Annotated in this window: 20 protein-coding genes; 5 read left to right on the top strand and 15 right to left on the bottom strand. The window is 66.3% G+C overall.

The window, feature by feature from the left end; translation table 11 throughout:
• The first annotated feature begins 46 nt into the window (after positions 1-46).
• The 5 genes from sdaAA to DXB86_RS04780 all read left to right on the top strand — a co-directional run bounded on the left by sdaAA (position 47) and on the right by DXB86_RS04780 (position 7,052).
• Positions 47-1,654 (top strand): L-serine ammonia-lyase, iron-sulfur-dependent, subunit alpha, encoded by a 1,608-nt coding sequence (gene sdaAA / locus DXB86_RS04800; RefSeq protein ID WP_117736336.1) that lies wholly within the window; start codon positions 47-49, stop codon positions 1,652-1,654.
• Between the two features lie 117 nt (positions 1,655-1,771).
• A complete protein-coding gene (locus tag DXB86_RS04795) occupies positions 1,772-3,517 on the top strand; it encodes a L,D-transpeptidase (RefSeq protein ID WP_117736335.1) in 1,746 nt (581 codons plus the stop codon).
• A 129-nt stretch (positions 3,518-3,646) separates the two neighbouring features.
• On the top strand, positions 3,647-5,068 hold the full coding sequence (locus DXB86_RS04790; RefSeq protein ID WP_158555283.1) for an efflux RND transporter periplasmic adaptor subunit: 1,422 nt from the start codon (positions 3,647-3,649) through the stop codon (positions 5,066-5,068).
• On the top strand, positions 5,068-5,841 hold the full coding sequence (locus DXB86_RS04785) for an ABC transporter ATP-binding protein (protein WP_117736333.1): 774 nt from the start codon (positions 5,068-5,070) through the stop codon (positions 5,839-5,841). The genes DXB86_RS04790 and DXB86_RS04785 overlap by 1 nt, the downstream gene beginning before the upstream one ends.
• Complete coding sequence (locus tag DXB86_RS04780) at positions 5,838-7,052, top strand: ABC transporter permease (RefSeq protein ID WP_117736332.1); 1,215 nt, start codon at positions 5,838-5,840, stop codon at positions 7,050-7,052. Before DXB86_RS04785 ends, DXB86_RS04780 begins: the two co-directional genes overlap by 4 nt.
• 192 nt (positions 7,053-7,244) lie before the next feature.
• Here DXB86_RS04780 and cobK read toward each other — a convergent pair whose 3' ends face one another.
• Genes cobK through cobI form a run of 15 tightly spaced genes read right to left on the bottom strand, consistent with a single transcriptional unit; the run spans position 7,245 to position 21,678 of the window.
• Positions 7,245-8,018 carry a precorrin-6A reductase gene (gene cobK / locus DXB86_RS04775; protein ID WP_117736331.1) on the bottom strand — a complete coding sequence of 258 codons (774 nt, stop codon included), beginning with the start codon at positions 8,016-8,018 and terminating at the stop codon, positions 7,245-7,247.
• A complete protein-coding gene (locus DXB86_RS04770; protein ID WP_117736330.1) occupies positions 8,015-8,656 on the bottom strand; it encodes a precorrin-8X methylmutase in 642 nt (213 codons plus the stop codon). The genes cobK and DXB86_RS04770 overlap by 4 nt, the downstream gene beginning before the upstream one ends.
• Entirely contained in the window at positions 8,657-9,172 is a 516-nt protein-coding gene (locus DXB86_RS04765) for a cob(I)yrinic acid a,c-diamide adenosyltransferase (protein WP_117639409.1), read from the bottom strand.
• Entirely contained in the window at positions 9,169-10,668 is a 1,500-nt protein-coding gene (locus DXB86_RS04760) for a cobyric acid synthase (RefSeq protein WP_233504153.1), read from the bottom strand. Before DXB86_RS04760 ends, DXB86_RS04765 begins: the two co-directional genes overlap by 4 nt.
• A complete protein-coding gene (locus DXB86_RS04755) occupies positions 10,661-11,884 on the bottom strand; it encodes a histidinol-phosphate transaminase (RefSeq protein WP_158555282.1) in 1,224 nt (407 codons plus the stop codon). The genes DXB86_RS04760 and DXB86_RS04755 overlap by 8 nt, the downstream gene beginning before the upstream one ends.
• Positions 11,881-12,855 (bottom strand): adenosylcobinamide-phosphate synthase CbiB, encoded by a 975-nt coding sequence (cbiB, locus tag DXB86_RS04750; RefSeq protein WP_117736327.1) that lies wholly within the window; start codon positions 12,853-12,855, stop codon positions 11,881-11,883. The genes DXB86_RS04755 and cbiB overlap by 4 nt, the downstream gene beginning before the upstream one ends.
• Positions 12,855-13,856, bottom strand: a complete 1,002-nt coding sequence (locus tag DXB86_RS04745; RefSeq protein WP_117736326.1) for a histidine phosphatase family protein — start codon at positions 13,854-13,856, stop codon at positions 12,855-12,857. The genes cbiB and DXB86_RS04745 overlap by 1 nt, the downstream gene beginning before the upstream one ends.
• Positions 13,853-14,620, bottom strand: coding sequence for an adenosylcobinamide-GDP ribazoletransferase (cobS, locus tag DXB86_RS04740; protein ID WP_117736325.1), 768 nt, complete (start codon positions 14,618-14,620; stop codon positions 13,853-13,855). Before cobS ends, DXB86_RS04745 begins: the two co-directional genes overlap by 4 nt.
• Positions 14,617-15,165, bottom strand: coding sequence for a bifunctional adenosylcobinamide kinase/adenosylcobinamide-phosphate guanylyltransferase (locus tag DXB86_RS04735; RefSeq protein ID WP_055250409.1), 549 nt, complete (start codon positions 15,163-15,165; stop codon positions 14,617-14,619). The genes cobS and DXB86_RS04735 overlap by 4 nt, the downstream gene beginning before the upstream one ends.
• Positions 15,162-16,304 carry a nicotinate-nucleotide--dimethylbenzimidazole phosphoribosyltransferase gene (gene cobT, locus DXB86_RS04730; RefSeq protein ID WP_117736324.1) on the bottom strand — a complete coding sequence of 381 codons (1,143 nt, stop codon included), beginning with the start codon at positions 16,302-16,304 and terminating at the stop codon, positions 15,162-15,164. The genes DXB86_RS04735 and cobT overlap by 4 nt, the downstream gene beginning before the upstream one ends.
• Positions 16,297-17,679 (bottom strand): cobyrinate a,c-diamide synthase, encoded by a 1,383-nt coding sequence (locus DXB86_RS04725; RefSeq protein WP_233504152.1) that lies wholly within the window; start codon positions 17,677-17,679, stop codon positions 16,297-16,299. The genes cobT and DXB86_RS04725 overlap by 8 nt, the downstream gene beginning before the upstream one ends.
• Positions 17,676-19,148: a precorrin-6y C5,15-methyltransferase (decarboxylating) subunit CbiE gene (gene cbiE, locus DXB86_RS04720; RefSeq protein ID WP_117736323.1), complete on the bottom strand. Its 1,473-nt coding sequence runs from the start codon at positions 19,146-19,148 to the stop codon at positions 17,676-17,678. The genes DXB86_RS04725 and cbiE overlap by 4 nt, the downstream gene beginning before the upstream one ends.
• The gene (gene cobJ / locus DXB86_RS04715; RefSeq protein ID WP_117736322.1) at positions 19,136-19,879 is read right to left on the bottom strand and encodes a precorrin-3B C(17)-methyltransferase; all 744 of its coding nucleotides are present in this window, start codon (positions 19,877-19,879) and stop codon (positions 19,136-19,138) included. Before cobJ ends, cbiE begins: the two co-directional genes overlap by 13 nt.
• Entirely contained in the window at positions 19,879-21,012 is a 1,134-nt protein-coding gene (locus DXB86_RS04710; RefSeq protein WP_117736321.1) for a cobalt-precorrin 5A hydrolase, read from the bottom strand. Before DXB86_RS04710 ends, cobJ begins: the two co-directional genes overlap by 1 nt.
• Positions 21,013-21,678: a precorrin-2 C(20)-methyltransferase gene (gene cobI, locus DXB86_RS04705; RefSeq protein ID WP_199410987.1), complete on the bottom strand. Its 666-nt coding sequence runs from the start codon at positions 21,676-21,678 to the stop codon at positions 21,013-21,015.
• Between the last annotated feature and the right edge of the window lie 9 nt (positions 21,679-21,687).

Here is a 21,687-nt window from a genome sequence, read left to right as displayed (position 1 = left end):
CCTTATGCCCCGCCCCTCGGGACGACGAGATATAGAAGGAGCAGCCATGGCAGGCAAGCCGCAAACACTAGCTACGACCTCGGCATTCGAGATCTTGGGGCCCGTCATGGTCGGCCCCAGCTCATCGCACACCGCCGGCGCCCTGCGGTGCGCCCAGGTTGCCGCCAGCCTGCTGGAAGGCCGCATTACCAAAGTCACCTTTGGCCTGTGGAACTCCTTCGCCCACACCTACCGTGGCCACGGCACCGACCGCGCGCTTGTCGCGGGCATCCTGGGCCTCGACACCGATGACGAGAATATCAAGCAGGCCTTCGACCTCGCACGCAAGCAAGGCCTCGAATATCACTTTGACATTAAGGGCGACGACGCCTCCATCCACCCCAACACCGTCGATATCGAGATGTTCGACGACAGGGGTGCCACGGCACAGGTCCGCGGCGAGAGCCTAGGCGGCGGCAAGATGCGCATCAGCCGCATCAACGGTGTCGGCGTCGACATCTCGGGCATGTATTCCACGCTCTTCGTGGCGCACCAGGATGTTCCCGGCGTGCTCGCCGCACTCACGAATCTGCTCGCCTACGCGCATGTAAACATCGCGTTTTGCCGCACCTACCGCACCGAGGTGGGCGGCCAGGCCTACTCCGTCTTTGAGACCGACGGCGCCCCCGACGATACCGTCGTCCCCCTGCTGCGAAAACTCGACAACGTCGACTACGCCACCTTCATTGAGCTTCCCGGTTCGGCATCATCGCTCTCCCCCGGCGTCTCGGCCAAGGAGATCTTCGACGACGGCGAACAGCTACTCGACGCCTGCGAGGAGCTGGGACTCAGCATCGGCGCCGTCATGGCCGTGCGCGAAGCGCGTCTGACCGGCGAGGAGCACGCCGTCGCCGCGATGCGCCGCGTGCTCGACGTTATGCGCGAGGAGACCACGGCCCCCATCGCCAATCCGCAGCGCTCGCTCGGCGGGCTCATTGGCGGCGAGGCCAAACTCGTCGATGCCACCGGCCGCAACGATTTGAGCACAAACCTGATGGGCACCGTTCAGACCGATGCCGTGGCCCGCGCGATGGCCGTGCTCGAGCGCTCCGCCACTATGGGCGTGATCGTCGCCGCCCCCACGGCAGGCTCCGCGGGCGTCGTGCCCGGCTGCGTTCTGGCGCTAGCCGAGCACCTTCAGCTCGATGACGAGCAGGTCATGGACGCCCTCTACTGTGCTGCCGCCATCGGCCTCAACCTCACCACGAGCGCATGCGTCGCCGGCGCCGAGGGCGGCTGCCAGGCCGAGGTGGGAAGTGCCGCCGCCATGGCCGCCGCCGCGCTGGTGCAGATGCTCGGCGGCACCCCCGAGCAGGCACTCGACGCCAGTTCCATCGCGCTGAGCAACCTGCTGGGCCTCGTTTGCGACCCCGTGGGCGGACTGGTCGAGGTGCCGTGCCAAAACCGCAATGCCATCGGCGTGGCCGCGGCCTTCAGCTCGGCCCAGCTCGCGCTCGCCGGCATCAAGAGCCTGGTGCCGTTTGACCAGATGGCGCATGTGATGCTCTCGGTGGGCCACGCCCTGCCGGCAACCCTGCGCGAGACGGCCAAGGGTGGCATCGCTCAAGCCCCGGCCGCACTTTCTGCCTGCGCCAAATGCGGCATATGCGGATAGGCAGACTTCTCCAAACTGATACTGTTTCCGCACCACAAACAACAGGCTAATCGCTATAATGCAAGCCCAGTTAAAACACGATGAGCCGCAAGTCGAAACTCGAAGGAAATATAAACGATGTCGCAAATCGACCGCAGCAACATGATTCCCGATCCGCAACAGCCCAGTAGGCATACTGGCGGCGTCCAATCGCCGCGCCCCATCGCGCCGGCTCACAGCCAACAACACGGCCCGGCCAATGCCTCTCAGCGCCCGAATCAGCGTCAATACCAGCCGCATCAACAATATCAGCAGCGTTCCGCACAAGGTGCCGCTCCCAAGCAGGGCCCTTCGCACGCTCGCGCGGCAAACAATCGCGGGCCCGCGGACAAGCGCACCAACAAAAGCAGCAAGTCGGGCGGGAAGACGGCCCTCTTTGTCGTCCTCGGCCTCGTCGCGATCGTCTACATCGTAGGCGTCGTGGCGTTCTCGCAGGTCGCTTACCCCAACACTACCATCGCCGGCGTCGACATCTCGCTCTCTAACGCATCTTCGGCAGCCACCAAGGTCAACTCGGCATGGAAGCACTACAAGCTCACCGTGTCGGGCGATGACTTTAGCTGGACCTACCAGCCCGAGTCCGACGAGCCCATCGTCGATGGTGAAGAAGCTGCCCACGAGATTATCAGCAAAAACGAGCCGCTGCTGTGGCCATCGCGCCTCATCGCGTCGCTCGGCGGCAAAACCGTTAGCGACACCAAGAACGGCTCGGTCGACTTGGACCAGGACGTCGACCTGTCCATGCTCTCCGATGCCTTTGACCAAAAGCAGTTTGAGGAGGACCTGGGCAGCGCCATCGACGATTTCAACGAGGGCCGCTCGGGCACCTTCGAGGCCACCAGCTCCTATGACGAGAAGGCCGGCAAGTTCACCGTTCAGAAGGCCCGTTCCAACGAGAAGATCAACCGCGAGCATGTCATCAAATATGCCGAGATCGAGCTCGCGTCGCTCGCCGAGAACGTCGATATCACCAAGATCGGAAACGACGCCTACGAACCGCTCAACGGCACCCTCACCAACGACCAGATTCAGGCTGCATGCGATGCCGCCAACAACTTCCTGGGCGTCAACGTGACCCTTAAGCTCAACGGCAATGATGCCGGTAAAGTGGACGGCAGCTCGGTGCTGCAGTGGATCAGCTTTGCCGATCCGGCCAACCCTACGCTCGATACGTCGCAGATCGGCAGCTGGGCCGCCGAACTCGCTAACGGCTTTAACACCGTGGGATCCACCCGCTGGTGGACACGCGCCGACGGCAAGGAGTGCGCTGTCGAGGGCGGCGATTTTGGCTGGTCCATCGACAGCGACACGCTCGCCAAGCAGGTCGAGGACGCTATCAATAACAAGCAGACCGGCGATATCGAGATTTCGTACTCCAAGAAGGCCGACTCGTTTACCGCCAAGGGCGAGCCCGATTGGAAGGCCTATATCGACGTCGACCTGTCCGAGCAGCACGCGCGCTACTACGACGAGAACGGCAATATCGTGTGGGAGGCCAACTTTATTTCCGGCAAACCGGGCGAAGACGCCACCCCGGAGGGCGTGTGGCAGATCAACAGCAACGACGGCGCAAGCAAGCTCATCGGTGCTAAAGACCCCGAGACCGGAAAGCCCAAATACGAGAGCCCGGTCAGCTATTGGATGCCGTTCGAGGGCAATATGATCGGTTTCCACGACGCCACCTGGCAAAACGACAAGAGCTTCGACAATGCCGAGTCCTATAAGTGGTGCGGAAGCCACGGCTGCATCAACCTGCGCCTGGCCGATGCCAAGGCGCTCCACGACTGCATCAGCGTCGGCCTGTGTGTGGTCGTGCACTCGTAGGGAAACACGCCTTCACACAACGGGGAACTGACGCTTCAATCTAACAGTTCCGAAAGATACCGCTATATGCGCCCGGCCATCGCGACGGGCGCATATACTTATCAAGAAACTTTCTATAAAGGAGACGCCATGTCGAATGTCCCCACCATTACCCCGGGACCGAATGATGCCGAGCGAACGCCCGAGGGTGCCACCGAAACGCTTCCCCTCATAACAAACGTGCACGCCGGACAGCAAAACGGCAGCACAAGCGATACAACAGAGATTTCTGACGAAGAGGCCTACGCCAAACTCAAAGCGAAGCGTGCCGAGCGTCGGCGCAAAAAGCTCATCCGGCGCGGCATTGCGGCAGGAGTCGTGGCCGCCATTGTGCTCATCGCCGTTGTCGTGACCTTAGTCATCAACGCACGGCCCGCAGGTACCAACGGGCCGGTGACCGACATGGTCACCGAGGGCACGTTTACGACCACCGTCGAGGCTAAAGGCCAGCTCAAGCCCATCTCGGCTTCGGTGGTCTCCCCTTCTGTCGACGGAACGGTGGCATCGATCAACGTGCAAGCCGGCCAGTCCGTCAACGAGGGCGACGTGCTCATGACCATTAAAAACGACGAGCTCGATCGCAACGTTGCCGAGGCACAGCGCGCGGTGACAGCGGCACAGGAAGACCTCGCCAACGCGAAGAAAGCCGCAGCTGCCGCGCAGGCCGCCCCAACGACGGATGTCGATGGAGCTTCCGCAGCGACTGGCGTCTCCGCCGCATCAGCGGACACGAACGCCGTATCGGCCGCGCAGCGCAGCCTCGCATCGGCCCAGGCAAACCTCGATCAGGCTAACGCCAAGGCCGCCAGCCGTACGGTCACGGCCCCGAGCTCGGGCAACATCGTGGAGCTCAACGCCAAGGTGGGCGCCACGGTAACAGGAGGCATGATCATGGGCGAAGGCGACACGAGCGGCGGCAAACAGTGCATGCAAATCGCCGACCTGTCCAAGATGAAGGTGACGGTTCAGGTGGGCGAAAAGGATATCGCCAAAATTGCCGTGGGCCAAAGCGCCAACGTGACCTATCCCGCGTTTCCCGATATCGTGAGCCAAGGCACCGTCACGGCTATCGCCTCGGTGGCAAACTCCGACTCTTCCTCCGGGAGCGGCGGCAGCGTGACCTTTAACGTCGACATCCTCATCGAAGCACCCGACAGTCGCCTTAAGCCGGGTATGACTGCCGAGGTCTCGGTGGTGACCGAGAAGCTCGACGACGTGGTGATGGTGCCGACCATGGCGCTGATGACCGAAGATGGCGAGCACTATTACGTCAATCTGGCCACCGATTCGGAAGGCAAAAAGACGCGCCGCGTGAAGGTGACCGTCGTGACGCAAAACGACAACGAGGCTGTAGTCGGCAAGACCCAGGTCACGCGCGACGACCAGGGCAACGAGATCAACCCAGACGTCCCGGTTACCAAGCTACGCGACGGCGACACCATCGTGACGGATACCGGCACAGGCATGACGGCAGACGGCGGCGACAACATGCCTGCCGACGAGGGCAAGTAATGCGTCCCGTCATCGACATCCGCAACGTGCACCGCATCTTTGAGAGCGAGGCCGGTTGCGCCCACATCCTGCATAACGTAAGCCTGGCAGTAGATCCCGGTGAGTTCGTCGCCATCACCGGCCCCTCGGGCTCGGGCAAGTCGACGCTCATGAACATCCTGGGCTGCCTGGACAAACCGACGGCGGGCGATTACTTCCTGCAAGGGCTCAACGTCGCCGAGCTCGACGATGATGAGCTCACCGAGGTGCGCGCGCTGAGCATCGGCTTTGTCTTTCAAAGCTTTAATCTGCTGCCGCGCCTGACGGTGATCGAAAACGTCATGCTGCCGCTGTCCTACACCAACGTGCCGCGGGCTCAGCGTGAGATGCGCGCCGTCCATGCGCTGCAAGCCGTCACGCTGCCGGTCGACCATTGGGACCATCGCATCTCCGAGCTCTCGGGCGGACAGATGCAGCGCGTCGCCATCGCGCGCGCCCTCGTCAACGACCCGCCCATCATCTTGGCCGATGAACCGACGGGAAACCTGGACTCCGCCACCGGAGCGCTCGTGATGGAGACCTTCCACAAGCTCCAGGAGCGCGGCAAGACCATCGTTCTCATTACGCACGACCCCGGCATTGCTGCCGAGGCCGACCGCGCCGTGACCATTCGCGATGGTCGAATCCATGACGGTGCATATATCGCGCATACACCGAATACGCTACGCGGGGCCGTCAACAATCTGCCCGTGATTTCTACAACCACCAATCAGCCGAAAGGAGCGAAGGCATGAGTACCCGCGATCTTGTCCAAGAAGCCCTTCACTCGCTCGAGGCCAACAAGGGACGCAGCCTGCTCACCATCCTGGGCATCGTCATTGGAATCGCGTCGGTCATAGCCATGACCTCGCTTATCGGAGGCATCCAAAACAGCCTAGTCAACAGCCTGGGTCTTAACGCCGCCCGCATGGTGCAGATCTATTCGTCCCAAGAGCTCACCGAGTCGGACGTCGAGAAGCTTCGCAAGATGGTGCCGCAAATTGAGCAGATCGGCATCGTCGACAGCGCCTATTCCGAGTACAGAGTTGGAGATAAAAGCTATACCGTCATGGCCCAGGGTGTCGATAGCGACATGCTCGACGCCGTGGGCGCCAGTAAGATCGTCGCCGGTCGCACCTATAGCGACATCGAGTCCAAATCCGGCGCGCGCGTGGCGCTCATCGGCCGCGGCGGCGCCGATCAACTTTACGGCAACGAACAGGACGCGATCGGCAAGACCATCAAGGTCTCGAGCGGAGACGTGCAGGTCATTGGCGTCATCGACGGCGGCAACGACTCCATGGGCTCGCTGAGCCTGTTCATGCCCCGAGCAACGATATCCGAGCTCTACGGCGATGACAATCCGTCGTTTCCCAGTGTGACGGCGCTCGCCGCCGAGGGCACGGACATGGATGAGCTCTGCAAGACGATCGAGTCCAAGGTGCGCAACATGAAGGGCATCTCTGAGGACGACGAGTACGAAAGCGTGACGGCAAGCTCCATGAAAAGCGCTATCGATGCCCTCAACTCCTTTATGGACGCCTTCTCGCTCATCATGGGCGCTGTTGCGGGCATCTCACTTTTAGTGGGCGGCATCGGCATCATGAACATGATGCTCACCAATGTGACCGAGCGTATCCGCGAGATCGGTATTCGTCGAGCCTTGGGCGCCAGCCGTCGCGATATCACCGCACAGTTTTTGGCCGAGTCTTCGGCGCTGTGCATCACCGGTGGTCTGTTGGGTGTTTTGATTGGCTACCTGCTTGCCTGGGGTCTAGCGATGTTCGCCGCGGGTTCCGGCGTGCTTGGAGAGCTCGGTGCCAGCGGTACCATTACGCCGAGCTTTTCCCTTACGACGGTGTTGCTCGCCTTTGCGGTTTCAGTCGGCATCGGCGTAATCTTTGGCTTCTACCCCGCTCGACGCGCTGCAAAGCTCGACCCGGTGGAGTGCCTACGCTACCAGTAAGCCACCACCGACAAGTTACGGTGATTTAGGGACTGAGTATGCTATCTAGCAGCAAAAACAGACACTATTTCACCGCAACTTATTGAAGGGCTGTTTGCGCCAGTTCCGGGCGTCCTCGAGCTATTGGTGGATGACGGGCTTGTACGGGTCGAGCTTGCTCGAGGCGATCCTCCTCGCAGGCGCGGCGAGCGCCTAGCGCGCGAACTCCCGTAAGAGCGCATCTTCCACTTCCCGAAGCGAAAGGGCCCCGCCTCCCTCGGCGGGACGGGTGACCACGATACAGCGCGCTCCCACGGCGCGCGCTGCGGCGAGCTTCTCGGCCGTGCCGCCTACGGTTCCCGAGTCCTTGGTCACAAGCCACTGGGCGCCCACCTGCCGAAGCATCGCCTCGTTGAGCTCGCGGGTGAAGGGCCCCTGCATGCCGATGACGTGCGACGGCGAAAACCCCGCGTCGATGCACTTCGTTATAGCACCGGGCAGCGGGAGCACACGCACGAAGAAGCGCTCCGCGAAATCGGCGACGCGCGTGTAGGGAGCAAGCTCCTTGCTCCCCGTCGTGAGAAGAACGCGACCCGGGTTCTCGGAGAGAAAGCGCGCCGCGCAGGCGATCGACGCGACCGGCACGACGCCTTTGGGCAGCGCCTCGACCGGGCGCGCAAGGCGCAGGCATCGTGCACCCACGGCGAGCGAAGCGACCCGGATGTTGTCGCTTGCGAGCGTAGCGAAGGGGTGCGTGGCGTCGACGACGATACGCGCGCCGGAAAGCTCGCGCTCCATGTCGGCATCGTCGAGCCTGCCCGCATGCACCTCGATGCCCGGAAGCTCACCCAAAAGCTCGCCTCCGTACTCGGTTGCCGCGTAGGCACGGGCGGGGATGCCCGCCCCGCTCGCCCATTCACACAGAAGGCGGCCCTCGGTGGTGCCGGCGAAGATGCGCAGCGCCGGCACGGATGCAGGGGCCGTCACTTCGCGCCACCCGTGCGCGTGATCTGGTAGAGCAGCGCGTTCATAATGGCGGCCGCCACGGTCGAGCCGCCCTTGCGACCCCTCGCGACTATGGCCGGCACGCGTCGCGCGAGTAGCTCCTCTTTCGCCTCGACCACGTTCACAAACCCGACCGGCACCCCAACGACGAGCGCGGGCGCGATCTTCCCCGCGTCCATGAGCTCGGCGAGGCGCAGAAGTGCTGTAGGAGCGTTGCCGACGGCCACGATGAGCGGACCCTCGATGCGGCAAGCTTTGTCCATGCTCGCAACGGCGCGAGTCGTGCCCGCGGCGCGCGCAGCCGCGGCGACATCAGGGTCGGCCATGTAGCACACGGCCTTGCAGCCGAGCTTCGCGAGCGCGGGCTTGCTTATGCCTGCGAGCGCCATGTTCGTGTCGGTGAGCACCGTGGCCCCTGCGCGCAGTGCGTCGAGCGCACAGTGCGCGGCGTCATGGGTGAACACGAGCGAATCGGCGTACGAGAAGTCGGCAGTGGTGTGGATGACGCGCTTCACGACGGGCTCTTCGAGCGGCGGGAACGTGCGGCCGCCGAGCTCTTTGGTGATGATCTCGAAGCTGCGCCGCTCGATGTCGCCGGGCGCCATCTCCTTGGAATCCATCTAGTACTCCACTCCTTCCCTTGCACATATCCCCTGCTCGTAGGGATGTTTCTCGCACCGCATCTCGGTTATGTAGTCGGCCTTCTCCACGATCTTGCGGGAAGGCGCGCGCCCGGTGAGCGCTACTTCGACGCCGCGCGCGGACATATCGAGCGCGCGGTCCACGAGCGCCTCGTCGACAAGCCCCTTCGAAAGCGCGTCGAGCGCCTCGTCGAGCACGAGCAGTCCCTCTTGCGCGCCCTCGAGCTCGGCGAGCGCGGAAGCGAGGTTCCCATCGTGCAGCTCGCACGTCGCGGCAAGTTCTTCCGACGTCATCGACCAGGTAAACTTGTCTGACGCCTTCCCCGCGAACACGGGCACGCCAAAATGCTCGGCGAGCAGGCGCACCTCCCCGCTTTCGCCGTCTTTCAGGAACTGCACGACGACGACGCGGCGGCCTGCAGCGAGCATGCGAAGGGCGAGGCCCATCGCCGCCGTGGTCTTGCCTTTGCCGTCGCCATGATACACGTGGATCATACGCCCTCCTCGATAATGCGGTAGACATACTCCATGTCGAGCGCCTCGCGCACGACGTCGGCCAGGCGGTCGAACTCGCGCGCACGGTGATCGGCCGCGGACGCCGCGCCCGCAACACCCACGACGCTCTCGGGCAGGCCGCGCATGCGCGCAAGCGAGCGCGCGAGGGCGAGCGCCACCCCCGGTTCGTCGAACAGGCCGTGGAGATAGGTTCCGAACACGTTTCCGCAGGCCGCGCCTTCTGGTTTGCCGCCAATCGTGCCCGCAGGGGCGCAGGAGACGGTCGTTTCGCCGTCGTGAATCTCGTACCCGCGCGCCGTCATGCCGTTCCACACCGAGAACGCGCCTTGGGCGCCCGTGATGCGCAGTGTCGACTGGGCGAGGCGCTTTTCCTCCTTGAACACCGTACTTGCAGGGATGAGCCCGAGCCCGCGCGCGGTGCCAGCGCCTTCCCTGCCGTGCGGGTCGGAAAGCTCGTCTCCCAAAAGCTGGTAGCCTCCGCATATGCCGAGCACCGGCGTGCCCGCGCCCGAAAGCGCGCGTACACAGGCTCCGATGCCGCTAGCCGCAAGCCAGCGCGCGTCGTCGAGCGTAGTCTTCGAGCCGGGAAGCACCACCAGGTCGGGTCGGCCCAGATCGGTCGTCGAGGAAACGTAGCGCACGCCCACGCCGGGCACGCGCGAAAGCGGGTCGAAGTCGGTAAAGTTCGACAGATGCGGAAGACGCACGACGGCAACGTCGATGACGCCGCGCGCCTCGCGGGCAGATAGGCGCGGCGCGAGCGAGTCCTCGTCGTCCAGGTCGAGCGTAAGATACGGCACGACACCCACGACGGGAACTCCGCACATCTTCTCGAGCGGGGCCAAACCCGGGCGCAGGATTTCCACATCGCCGCGGAACTTGTTCACCACAAGCCCCCGCAAAAGCGCGCGGTCCTCGGGCGCAAGAAGCGCGACCGTGCCGTAGAGCTGGGCAAATACCCCGCCCGGGTCGATGTCGCCCGCAAGCAGCACGGGGGAGGACACGGCGCGCGCGAGCCCCATGTTGACGATGTCGTTTTCGGCAAGGTTGATTTCGGCGGGGCTGCCGGCGCCCTCGATGACGATGACGTCGTTTTCCTCCGCGAGCGAATCGAACGCCTCCAAAATCTGCGGCATGAGCGCCTTCTTTCGCGCGAAGTAGTCCCTCGCAGCGAAGGCTCCCTGCGCCTTGCCGGCCACGATGAGCTGGCTTCGGTGGCCGCTTTCGGGCTTGAGCAGGATGGGGTTCATGCGCACGTCGGGCGCGATGCCGCACGCCTCGGCCTGCATGATCTGGGCGCGCCCCATCTCGAGCCCGTCGGCCGTGACACCGCTGTTGAGTGCCATGTTCTGGCTCTTGAAGGGAGTCACGCGCAGGCCGTCCTGCGAAAGTACGCGGCACAGCCCAGCCGCAAGCAGGCTCTTCCCCGCGTTCGACATGGTGCCCTGGATCATGATGGGCTTGGCCCTACCCACGGGTATCGACCTCCTTCGCCGAGCCTCGGCCATCCGCGCCCGCCATAGCGCCGCTGAAAGAAGCGCCGCCCCGTTCGTCGGGTTCGCCTTCGCCCGATGCGTCTTCCGCCCGAAGCGCACGGCCGAACGCCATCGCAAGCCGGGCATTCTCCTTGCGCGTGCGCACCGCGACGCGGCACCAGAAACGGGACAGCACCGAAAACGAGTCGCACGTGCGGACCAAAACCCCCTGTTTATACAGGCGCTCGGGGATGTCTTTCGCCGGCGTGCGGACTAAAAGGAAGTTCGCATCCGACGGCACGACGGAAAGCCCGAGCGAGGAGAGCTCGTGGGAAAGCCACGCTCGCTCGCCCGCCAATACATCGCGCGTGCGCGAGACGTATTCGACGTCTTCCAGGGCGGCGATGCCCGCGGCCTCGGCGACCGAGGAGACGGGCCACGCCTGCCCCGCCCGGCGAATCCCCTCGATGAGTTGGGCGTTTCCGCTGATCAGATATCCCAACCGCAACCCCGCCATTCCGTAGAGCTTGGTGAACGCGGAGAGCACGGCCACATGGCGCGAACACGCGGCGCGTGCGGCCACGCTCCTTTCGCGGGCGTCGGGCGCAAATCCGAGGAAGCACTCGTCCACGACGAGCAGCGCGCCCACCTGCTCGCAGCGGCAAGCCGCGGCATCGATCACGCTGGGGTCGACGAGGCGCCCCGTCGGGTTGTTCGGATTGCAGAGGTACGCCACGTCTCCCGGCCCCTCGATCGCGCGGGCGAAGGAGGCGGGCACGTCGAAGTCGTCCGCTTCAGAGAGCGGGAACTCCTGCACGCATGCGCCGTAGTACGATGCCGCCTCAGCATATTCAGAGAACGTCGGCGCGCACACGACGATGCGTTTCGGGCGCACCGCCGCGGCGAGCCGCCAGATGATGTCGGACGCGCCCGCGCCGCAGACGATAGTGTCTTCGGGAATGCCCTGGGCACGCGCCAGGGCGCGAACGAGGGCGAGGCTTTCCCTATCGGGGTAGGCGTCGATTCGAGAAAGCGCCTTGCAAGCTGCGGCGACGGCGCGCGGCGAGGGGCCTGCCGGATTCACGTTCACCGAGAAGTCAACGAGGTCGGAGGCGCCCCCTTCGCAAGCGATGCCGAGCGATTGCGCGCTGCCCCCATGCGTACGGGCGCGCAGGATTCCCCCGGCAGCCCGGGGCGCGGCGTGGTCTTCCCTCATGCCATCGCCCCCACGGCGAGCACGACCGCCGCGCGCGCGGCGCCGAAGACGACGAGCGCGCATACGGACGCGGCGAGCATGAGCCTTGTCGCCCGTGCGATGTCGCCCCACTCGATTTCACGGGACGCGTCGCCTATCGTCGGTTTCTCAACGAGCTTGCCGAAATACACCGCGGGTCCTGCCAGGCGCAGCCCGAGCGCGCCCGCGCACGCCGACTCGGTCTGCGCCGCGTTCGGGCTCGCATGGCGACGCCTGTCGCGGCGCCAAATGCGCGCCGCCCCGCGCGCGTCGAGCCCGACGATCGGGCACACGGCGATCATGAGCAGGGCCGATAAGCGCGAGGGAATCCAGTTCACCGCATCGTCGAGGCGCGCCGAGGCGCAGCCGAAGTCGATGTAGCGCTCGTTTTTGTAGCCCACCATGCTGTCGAGCGTGTTCACCGCCTTGTACGCCATGCCCAAGGGCGCACCCCCGATCATAAGGTAGAAAAGCGGCGCGATGACACCGTCGCTCGCGTTCTCCGCCACCGTTTCCACGGCGGCGCGCGCGACGCCCTGCTCGTCGAGAACAGACGTGTCACGTCCCACGATGAGCCCGACGGCTTCGCGCGCCGCGACAAGGCCGCCCTTCGAGAACGCGCGGGCAACGGCCAGGCTCTGGCGGCGCAGCTCGCATGCCGCGAGAATCTGATAGCTCGCCCATGCCTCGGCCACGAAGCGCAAGCCGGAGTGAACCATGCCGCAAACATGCAGGATTCCCCAGGTCAAAAGCCCACACGTAAGCGGAAGCGCCACGGCGAGCACAAGCCCTGCGGCGCGCGTGCCCGCGGACGTTTGCGGGAATGCGCCCCGCAGGCGGCCTTCGGCCCACGTGATCGCGCGCCCCATGGCGACGACGGGATGGGGAAGCCAGCGCGGGTCGCCGAAGGCAAGGTCGGCCGCAAACCCGGCGGCAACGGCAAGAATCGTCATCACCGGGCATCGCCCCCCGAAGCGGGGCGAACGTCGCGAAGGCAGCGCCCATCCCAGGTGGCGGCCCATGTGCCGCCCGGCTCGGTATGCACGTCGAAGTATCCCATTTTCGGGACAGCTAGCTCGGAGAGCAGCGCTTTCACGGTACCCGCGTGAACGACGAAGACGGCGCGCCCACTCCCCTGGGCGCGCTCCGATTTGCACGCCTCCCGAAACGCCGCGACGACGCGGCGGGTGAAATCGCTCTTGCCCTCGCCATGCGGGCAGCGCGTCTCGCACCAGGAGTCTACCCAGGCGCGGTAGCGCGCATCCTCTTTAAGCTCGGCGGCGCTTCGCCCCTCGAAGTCGCCGAAATCCATTTCGCGCAGACCGGGGCACGCCATAAGCTCCGCGTTCGGGAAGAGGATGCGCGCCGTCTGGTCGGTGCGGGCCATGCCGCTCGTGATAACACAGAACACGTCACAATAGCACGCGAGGTCGCGCAATGCGCACTCGCCCGCGCTCGACAGGGGCTCGTCGGTGCCCGCCCCGCTGTAGCGATGGTCTTCCGTGCCCGCCGTGGCACCATGGCGCACGAAGACGACTTCCAAAGGCGCGCCCGCGCCCTGCGTCCCTCGAGGCGCATCGGCAAGGTTTCCTTTGATGACCTGGGGTATCCCGCACGTCATGCGCACGACGACGTCTGCGCGCGCAGCGAGCGCGCATCCCAGGCGCCCCGCGCGCTCGCGCCATTGGGCGTCTTCCGCACGCATAGGGACGACCCCCGAGCCGACCAAGGACAAAATCACTACGTCGAAGCCGATCAGCCGCTCGAGCGCCCGGTCAGCGTCGAGCGCGCGTACGAGTTCCTCAGCACGGTAAGCGACACGGCCGGCAAAAGCCGCGGGCACGCCGCCCTCCGCAAACTGCGCCGCGTCGACGAAATCGTCCGCCGCGAACCCGAGCTTTTCGCGTACGAAGGTCCTCTTCCCCGAATGCGCGCCACCTACCACGAGCATCATAGGAGCATGCCCCCCGCCACCAGCATGGCAAGCATCGCGAGCTCGGCCCATTGCAGAAACCATCCGGCCAAATCCCCCGTCACCCCGCCGAAGCGGGACATGGCAACATGGCGGTACCACGCGAGCGCCAAAAGCCCCGCCACCGCCATAAGGGCGCCGACGGCCTGAGCGCACGCGACCATCCCTGCAGCCGAAGCCGCAGCGAAAGCGCAAAGCGGCACGACGATCGCCGCGCGCTTCTTAGCAGGCGAGAGCCCCGCGGCCATGCCGTCCGCACGCGCGGCAGGCCAGCATTCAACGGCGAGCCCCGAAAGTGAGCGGGAGAACACGAGCGAGCACAGAAGCGCGAGGAACGCCCCCGCCGTAAGCGGCAGTGCGGCGAACAGGGAAAACTGCAGAATAAGGTACACAACAACACCGATGACCCCGAAGGCGCCCGCCCGCGGGTCGTGCATGATCTCGAGCTTTCGCTCGCGCGGGGCCCAACTTGCAAGCGCATCGGAGGTGTCGCAGAGCCCGTCTAGGTGGATGCCTCCCGTCACCGCCACAGGCAGCGCCACGAGCACGGCCGCGACCATCGTCGCGGGCACGCCAAGCAGGTTCGCCACGTGCCCCCACGCCGTCATGAGGAACCCTTCCGCAAGGCCCACCAGGGGAAACGCGGCAAGCGCATGGGTTGACCCGAAATCGGTCCAGGCCGATTTCGGGACGGGGATGCGCGAGAACGTTCCGAACGCCGCGCCGATTGCCTCTGCTATCTTCACCTTGTAGGTCCTTCACCTTTCATCCACACGGGAATCCCGCATACCACTTCGACTGCGCGGTCGGCCAGCGCCGCCACGCCCGCGTTCACGCGCGCGAGCGCGCGCCTCCATGCCTCGGTCCCCTCATCGTAGCGCATCCCATCGGCGAACACGTCGACGGTGACCACCACCGTATACGCAGCGGCCTGAGCGAGCCGTTCGATGCCTCCGAGCACCTCACGCGCCGCAGCGTCGGGGTCACGTGGGGACAAGCCGCCTTCCGCGAAAAGCTCGTTCGCAACCAGGTTGCCCACGTCCTCCAAAAGAAGCGTGCAGCCGCGCGGAAGCCCGGGCACTGCGGCGCCCACGTCACGCGTGCGCTCGAGGGTGGAAAACCCCTTGCCCTCGCGCAGCGCCCGATGGCGCGCGATGCGGCGGGCGCCCTCTTCCCCGAAGGGCTCCATCGTTGCCAGGTACACGCGGGGGCCGTCGTGCCCGAGGCACAGGGACTCGGCGTAGGCGCTCTTGCCGCTCGCGGCGGCGCCGATGACGAGCGTCACCGTCATTTCCCGGCCTCGAAATGCTCGTAAGCAGCCATGCCAGTCGCCGTGAACGTCTTCCCATCCCGGTACACGCGCAGCGCCGAATCCAGAAGGGGGAGATACGCCATGGCGCCCGCGCCCTCGCCCAAGTGCATGCCTGCGTCGAGGGGCGCCTTTATGCCGAGCTCGCGAAGGAGCTCCCGGCTTGCGGGTTCGCTTGATGCGTGGGTGCCCACGAGGTAGCCCAAGGCGTTGGGGCACAGGCGCGCCGCGCACAGGGCCGCCGTGCAGGATATGACCCCGTCGAGGAGCGCCGGCGCCTTCGAGGCCGCGGCCCCCAGGTAGAAGCCGCACATCGCAGCGATGTCGAAGCCGCCCACCTTCGAGAGCACGTCGATCGGGTCGGCGGGATCGGGCGAGTTCGCGTCGATAGCGCGCTCGACCACGTCGCGCTTGCGCGCGAGCGAGGCGTCCGAGAGCCCCGCGCCGCGCCCGACAAGGCTCCGCGCGTCCGCCCGGATGAGCACTGCGGCCACCGCCGCCGAGGTGGTCGTGTTGCCGATGCCCATCTCGCCCGCGGCGAGAAGGCGCACGCCGGCGCGGGCAAGCCCGCACGCGACGGCGATTCCGACCTCGATCGCGCGCACGGCCCCATCACGAGACATAGCGGAGCCGTGAGCGATGTTGCCGCTCCCCCGCCGCACGTTCGCGCGCACCATGCGCGCGTCTTCTATGCCCCGGGCCATACCCACGTCGACGGGCACGACCTCGGCACCCGCGAACGCCGCCATGCGGCAGGCGCTCGCGGCCCCCTCGCACATGTTGCGCGCGACGGCTCGCGTCACGTCTTGCCCGCTTTGCGACACGCCTTCGGCAACGACCCCGTTGTCGGAGAAGAATACCGCGAGCGCACGGGGAAACTCGGCCACCTCGGCGCTCCCCTGAGCTGCGGCGATACACGCGACGGCGTCTTCAAAGTCGCCCAATCCCCCCAAGGGGTGCGCGATGGAGTCCCACGCGGCGTACGCGGCGGCGCGGGCGCACTCGTCTGCGGGCGCGATCCGGGAGAGCGCGGCTTCGAGCACGGCGCCCGGCGCCGACGAGAACGCGCGCTCGACTTCCTCGCGGATGCAGGCAAGCGCGGTTTCGGTTGCTTCAGCCATGCCGCCTCCTCTCTGCGAACGACGCTGCGGCAGACGCGAACGCGCGCGCAACGTCGGGGTTCGCAGGATAGTACACATGCGGGAAGCCCGCCACCAGGGACGGGGTGGTCGTCATGCACGGCCAGCCCTTGTCGCGCCGGGGCTTCTGCGCCCAAAAGTCGCCGCCCGGGCAGGTGGACTGCCAGTAGTGGAACTCGTGCGCGCGGATGCGTGTGCCGCGCGGCCCGTAGAGCCCGTCGCGTTGGGAAGTGAGCTCCACGTACCCGAAATGGGACAGCCTTCCCCCGTTCTCGCTTGCGCCCTCAAGGGCGCCCGCAACAGGCCAGCGCCACCCCTCGCTATCGGCGATTTCGCGCTGCAGGTACAGAAACCCACCGCATTCGGCGACCGTCGGCATGCCGGATTCCACCGCGCGCCGCACCGCCTCGCGCATCGACACGTTCTCGGAGAGCTGCCGCGCATGGAGCTCCGGGTAGCCGCCCCCCAGATAGAGGGCGCTTGTCCCCCGGGGCAACTCGCTATCACACAGGGGGCTGAAAAAGGCCAGCTCGCAACCCAGGTCCTCGAGCGCGCGCAGATTCTCCTCGTAATAGAACGAGAACGCCTCGTCACGCGCGACGGCGACGATGGGCCGCGCTCCCGCGATCGGCTCCAACCGGTAAGGTTCCTCGCGGATATCGGGTGCCGTCGCCGCTATTTCGAGCAAGAGGTCGACGTCGATGCTCTTTTCCACCAGCTCGGCCATCTTGTCGATGCGCGCGGAGAGCTGCTCGACCTCGTCGGCGGTCACAAGCCCCAGATGCCGGCTTTCGAGCGAGAACGCCTCGTCGGCGGGGATATTCCCCAAAACCGCGACGCACGTGTGCTTCTCGATCGCAGGCGCCGCGTAGGCGCAGGCAGCGGCGCTCGTCTTGTTCAGCACGACGCCGCGCACGTTCGCACAAGGCAGGAACTCGGCGATGCCGCGGATTACGGCGGCGAGCGATAAAGACGCCCCGCGCCCGTTCACCACTAAAACGACCGGCGTTTCCGTGTCGCGCGCAACCTGGTAGCTGCTCGCGTCGGCCACGCCGGGCGCCATGCCGTCGTAGAAGCCCATGACCCCCTCGAGCACCGCGACATCCGCGCCCGCGGCGCCGCGTGCGAGCAGGGCGCGCAGCGTCGGGGCGTCAGTGAAGAAGCCGTCTAAGTTGCCCGAGCGCGCACCCACGACGCGGCGGTGAAAGAGCGGGTCAATGTAGTCGGGGCCGCATTTGAAGGCCGCGCATGCAAGGCCGCGACGCGCGAGCGCGCGCAGAAGCGCGCACGTGACGACCGTCTTGCCGCTCCCGCTCGAGGGCGCAGCGACCATGAAGCGCGGGATGGACGTGCTCACCGGGCACCGCCTTCCCCACCTGCGTCGTTGCAGTTAGCAAGCGAGACCACCTCAACGGATGGTTTCCCCTCGGTAGAGGGGTCCTCCCCGACAGGCGACTCAGCAAGCGCGCCGACTTCGGCAAGCTCGTCGGCATCCGCGCCCGCACCACGCGCGCTGACGAGGAACACGGGGTTTTGCGCCTTCATAAGATGGTGCGAGCCTACAGCCTCGGCACGGGCGGCCGACACCTGGCACGCCTCGAACCCCTTAAAGCGCGAACCCGAGAGGAGCGCGCACGCCTCGGTGAGCGTCTCAACGGTGACGCATGGCACGCACAGGCGAACCTGCGAGTTCTTCTCGAGCGCCGCCTCCACGATGGAGGGAAGCTCGCCCGCGCTCCCGCCGACGAACACGGCGTCGGGGACGGGCAGTTTCGCGAGCGCTTCGGGGGCGACACCGGGGACCGCATGCGCGTTGCCGCACCCGAATGCATCCGCGTTCTCTCGGATGAGCCGCACGCCGGCCGCGTTGCGCTCGACCGCCCATACCGACCCCGCTCGCGCGACGAGCGCCGCCTCGATCGAAACGCTCCCCGTGCCGGCGCCGACATCCCACACGGTGTCGGTCGCGGTAAGGCGCAGCTTCGCGAGCGCGACGGCGCGCACCTCCTGCTTGGTCATGGGAACGTCGCCGCGGATGAAGAGCTCGTCGGGAATGCCCGAGGAAGCGTACGGCCAGCGGGAGCTCGCGGCGCGGGATGCGCCCGCAGAGTCCGCCGCGAAAGAAGCCGCCGCGGGCGCAGACGCGCCGGCCGGCGCCTCGGAGGCTGCGCTAGAGCCCGCAGGCGAACCGGCGCAGCCTGCGAACTCGATAAGCATCACGTTCAAGTCGTCGAACGTCTGACCTGCGATTTCACTTGCGGTCGCGCAGGTGATGCGCTCGTCGGGGTACGACAGGCGCTCGGCCACCGTCACGCGCGCGTCCCCGAAGCCCGCCTGCACAAGCTCGCCCGAAAGACGCGAGGGGTCTTCCCCGCCCGACGTGGCGAGGAAGAGCTCACCTGCGCGCTCGGCCTCGGCCACGATGTCGCACGCCACGCCGTGAGCGCTCGCGAAGCGCCAATCCTGCCATGGACGCGCGAGGCGCGCGGCGAGATACGACGCTGAGCTTATGCCGGGAATGACGCGCACGTCCACCCGCGCGTCGCCGGAGAGCGCCTCCACCAGGCGGCGCGCGCCGCTGAACAGCCCCACATCGCCCGTCATCACGACCACGGCGCGCTGCCACGACGCCGCATCAGTGAGCGCGGCGACGATGTCCGCCGTCTTCACGAGCTCGCATCTCACCACGTCGGGCGGCACGTCGATGCCGACAAGCGCGCGATGAGCGCCGATGACCACGTCGGCGATGTCGATCGCGTCGAGCGCCGCACGCGAGAGCAAGTCGGGGTTTCCGGGCCCCGCCCCGATGATCGTTACCTTTCGCATGGAATCTCCCGATACCCGCGCGGCGTGACCATACGGCCGCCTACGCGCTTCGTGTCCGCGTTGCCGACGAACACGGTGGTGAACATGTCGGCGTCGAACTCCCCCAGCTCGGAGAGCCTGCACATGCCCGACTGCTGCCCCTCGCGCCCGATGTTGCGTACCCAGCCGCAGAGCGTGTCGGGGGCCTTCCATTCGAGCATAATCTTCGCCGCGCGCGAGAGCCTGTCGGCGCGCTTTCTGCTGCGCGGGTTGTACAAACAGATGCAGAAGTCGGCGCTCGCCACGGCAGCGAGCCTGCGCTCGATGACCTCCCACGGCGTGAGCAGGTCGGAGAGCGACACGACCGCGAAGTCGTGGGCAAGCGGGGCGCCGAGCACCGCCGACCCGCTCTGAGCCGCGGTGGCCCCGGCGATAACATCCACGTCTACATCGGGGTAGTCCTCAGCAAGCTCCAGCACGGGGCTCGCCATGCCGTACACGCCCGCGTCACCGCTGCACACGAGCGCCACGGCTTCTCCGCTCTGCGCGCGCGAAAGCGCCAGGCGGCACCGTTCGACCTCGTGCATCATCGGCGTCGCGAGATGCGCCGCGTCGGGCACGGCGGCGAGCGCGAGCTCCACGTATTTCGTGTACCCCACAACGATGTCGGCCGCCTCGAGCGCGCGCCGAGCCGCAATCGTCATGCCGTCGGGGCCGCCCGGGCCGATCCCCACCACGAAGAGCTTTCCCATCACCGCTCCTTAAACGAAAGTTCGATAGTTACCTTGGAAAACGCGACGGTCACGCCGCCGTGAGCGAGCTTCGGGAAGATAAGTTTGCCCCCGCCCGCGAGCGCCGCGCGCTCGCACACATTGTCGACCCCCACCGTCGCGCGCACGAAATCAGATGGCGAAACGCTGCCTTCGACCTGCGACAACTCCTCTGCGGAATACGTCGCAAGCGGGATATTGCGCGCGCGGCAGAAGGCGAGCAGACCCTCCTCGTGCGCCTTCACGTCGATCGTCGCCGCCTCGCGCACGGCCGAAGGCGAGATGCCCGCCTGCCCGCACGCGAGAAGAAACGCCTCCCCGATCGCTTCGGCGCACGCACCGCGACGGCACCCTATGCCCGCAACGATGCAGGGCACGACAAGGCGAAGCGACTCGGGCGCAGGCGCCTGCGCCCGCACGCCCGCCGGCTTCCCCGTCACACCGGCGGGTACGACCTCGCCCGTTGTCTCCGCCGCGCGAACGGACGCACCCGCATTCGCGCCAGCGAACGGCGACACGACGATATCGGCCCGAGCGCGGTCGGACGCAATGTCAACCCCTTCAGGCGGCTGTCCCGAAATCGGCATGTCGGAATAGAGCGCCACGCGCCCGCCCGAAAGCAGCCGCGCCGACACTCGCTTGATAGCCTCGGGATTCGAAACGGCGAGCCCCGCACAGCGCGCCCACGTATCCACCGCCCACACGCCGCGGACGTCGGTCGCCGTGGTGATGACGGGGATGGCCCCTGCCGCGCGTGCCACAGTTTGCGCAAGCTCGTTCGCACCGCCCAAATGCCCCGACAAAAGCGGGACGGCAAAGCGCCCCGCCTCGTCGATCACCACAACCGCGGAATCGCTTGCCTTCGAGGCGACATGCGGCGCGATCGCCCGCACGGCGATGCCCGCCGCGCCCACGAACAGAAGCGCGTCCGACGCTTCCCACGCGAGCGCCGTCCATGCGCGCAGGTCGGCCTTCCCCTCGCCGAACCCGCGCGAAACGGAAACGTCCCAGCCAGGGTCATCTTCACCTGTCTGCGCGCAATCGGAAAGCGCGCGTGCGGTGCGCTCCGCCAACGCATATCCCCTCTCAGTGAACGCTATGCAGGAAACCCTCATCTAGCGCACCACCATCGTCGAGAAGTAGCTGCCCCGATCGGGCACATCGTCGACCGAGCGGTACACGCGCTCGCCCGGAAGCCCACAGTCCTCTACGAGCTCGGCACCGTCGAAGGCGCCCTCCTCGCGAAGGATGCACTTCGTGTCCGCAAGCGAGCGGCGCGCCTTCATGACCACCTTCGTCCCCGGCCAGCTGATTGCGCGGCGCACGTCGTCGTAGCCGCCGGGCACGATGTGCAGAGGCGACGACATCTCGGGCGTGAGGTCGCGCTCGAGCGCCGCGGCGACCGCGCAGAAGCTCGGCACGCCGGGAATGGCGCGCGCCTCGAACCCGCGGGCGCGCACGTCGGGCGCTATGCGCTGGAAGGTGGCGTAGATGCTCGGGTCCCCCAGGTTCAGCAGCGCGACGTCGCGGACCGCATCCAGGTGCGCGACAAGCTCGCGAACAAGCGAGGCATGCTCGGCCGCGCGGCGCTCGACGTCGCGCGTCATCGAGAATCGCACGGGGATCACCGTCTTGCCTGTAAGGTCGACGGCGCCGCGCACGATGTCGAGCGCGACCATGGCCCCGTCCGCCGTCTGCGGTGCGGCGATGACCGGACACGATTCGATTGTGCGGACGGCCTTGATCGTGAGCAGCTCGGGGTCGCCAGGCCCCGTGCCCACCCCGTACAG

Source organism: Collinsella sp. OM06-18AC (assembly GCF_003438785.1).
Lineage (GTDB): Bacteria > Actinomycetota > Coriobacteriia > Coriobacteriales > Coriobacteriaceae > Collinsella.
The sequence above is the reverse complement of the archived record's forward strand: the minus strand, read 5'-3'. Positions and strand labels throughout refer to the sequence as shown.

Bases quoted from the DNA above. Each gene is read 5' to 3' on its own strand.
- DXB86_RS04710 (WP_117736321.1), bottom strand. From the start codon at position 21,012: ATGAGGGTTTCCTGCATAGCGTTCACTGAGAGGGGATATGCGTTGGCG.
- DXB86_RS04765 (WP_117639409.1), bottom strand. From the start codon at position 9,172: ATGATCCACGTGTATCATGGCGACGGCAAAGGCAAGACCACGGCGGCG.
- DXB86_RS04790 (WP_158555283.1), top strand. From the start codon at position 3,647: ATGTCGAATGTCCCCACCATTACCCCGGGACCGAATGATGCCGAGCGA.
- DXB86_RS04785 (WP_117736333.1), top strand. From the start codon at position 5,068: ATGCGTCCCGTCATCGACATCCGCAACGTGCACCGCATCTTTGAGAGC.
- cobT (WP_117736324.1), bottom strand. From the start codon at position 16,304: ATGGCTGAAGCAACCGAAACCGCGCTTGCCTGCATCCGCGAGGAAGTC.
- cbiB (WP_117736327.1), bottom strand. From the start codon at position 12,855: ATGACGATTCTTGCCGTTGCCGCCGGGTTTGCGGCCGACCTTGCCTTC.
- DXB86_RS04770 (WP_117736330.1), bottom strand. From the start codon at position 8,656: ATGGATTCCAAGGAGATGGCGCCCGGCGACATCGAGCGGCGCAGCTTC.
- DXB86_RS04795 (WP_117736335.1), top strand. From the start codon at position 1,772: ATGTCGCAAATCGACCGCAGCAACATGATTCCCGATCCGCAACAGCCC.
- DXB86_RS04755 (WP_158555282.1), bottom strand. From the start codon at position 11,884: ATGAGGGAAGACCACGCCGCGCCCCGGGCTGCCGGGGGAATCCTGCGC.
- DXB86_RS04745 (WP_117736326.1), bottom strand. From the start codon at position 13,856: ATGATGCTCGTGGTAGGTGGCGCGCATTCGGGGAAGAGGACCTTCGTA.
- DXB86_RS04780 (WP_117736332.1), top strand. From the start codon at position 5,838: ATGAGTACCCGCGATCTTGTCCAAGAAGCCCTTCACTCGCTCGAGGCC.
- sdaAA (WP_117736336.1), top strand. From the start codon at position 47: ATGGCAGGCAAGCCGCAAACACTAGCTACGACCTCGGCATTCGAGATC.
- DXB86_RS04735 (WP_055250409.1), bottom strand. From the start codon at position 15,165: ATGACGGTGACGCTCGTCATCGGCGCCGCCGCGAGCGGCAAGAGCGCC.
- cbiE (WP_117736323.1), bottom strand. From the start codon at position 19,148: ATGCGAAAGGTAACGATCATCGGGGCGGGGCCCGGAAACCCCGACTTG.
- cobJ (WP_117736322.1), bottom strand. From the start codon at position 19,879: ATGGGAAAGCTCTTCGTGGTGGGGATCGGCCCGGGCGGCCCCGACGGC.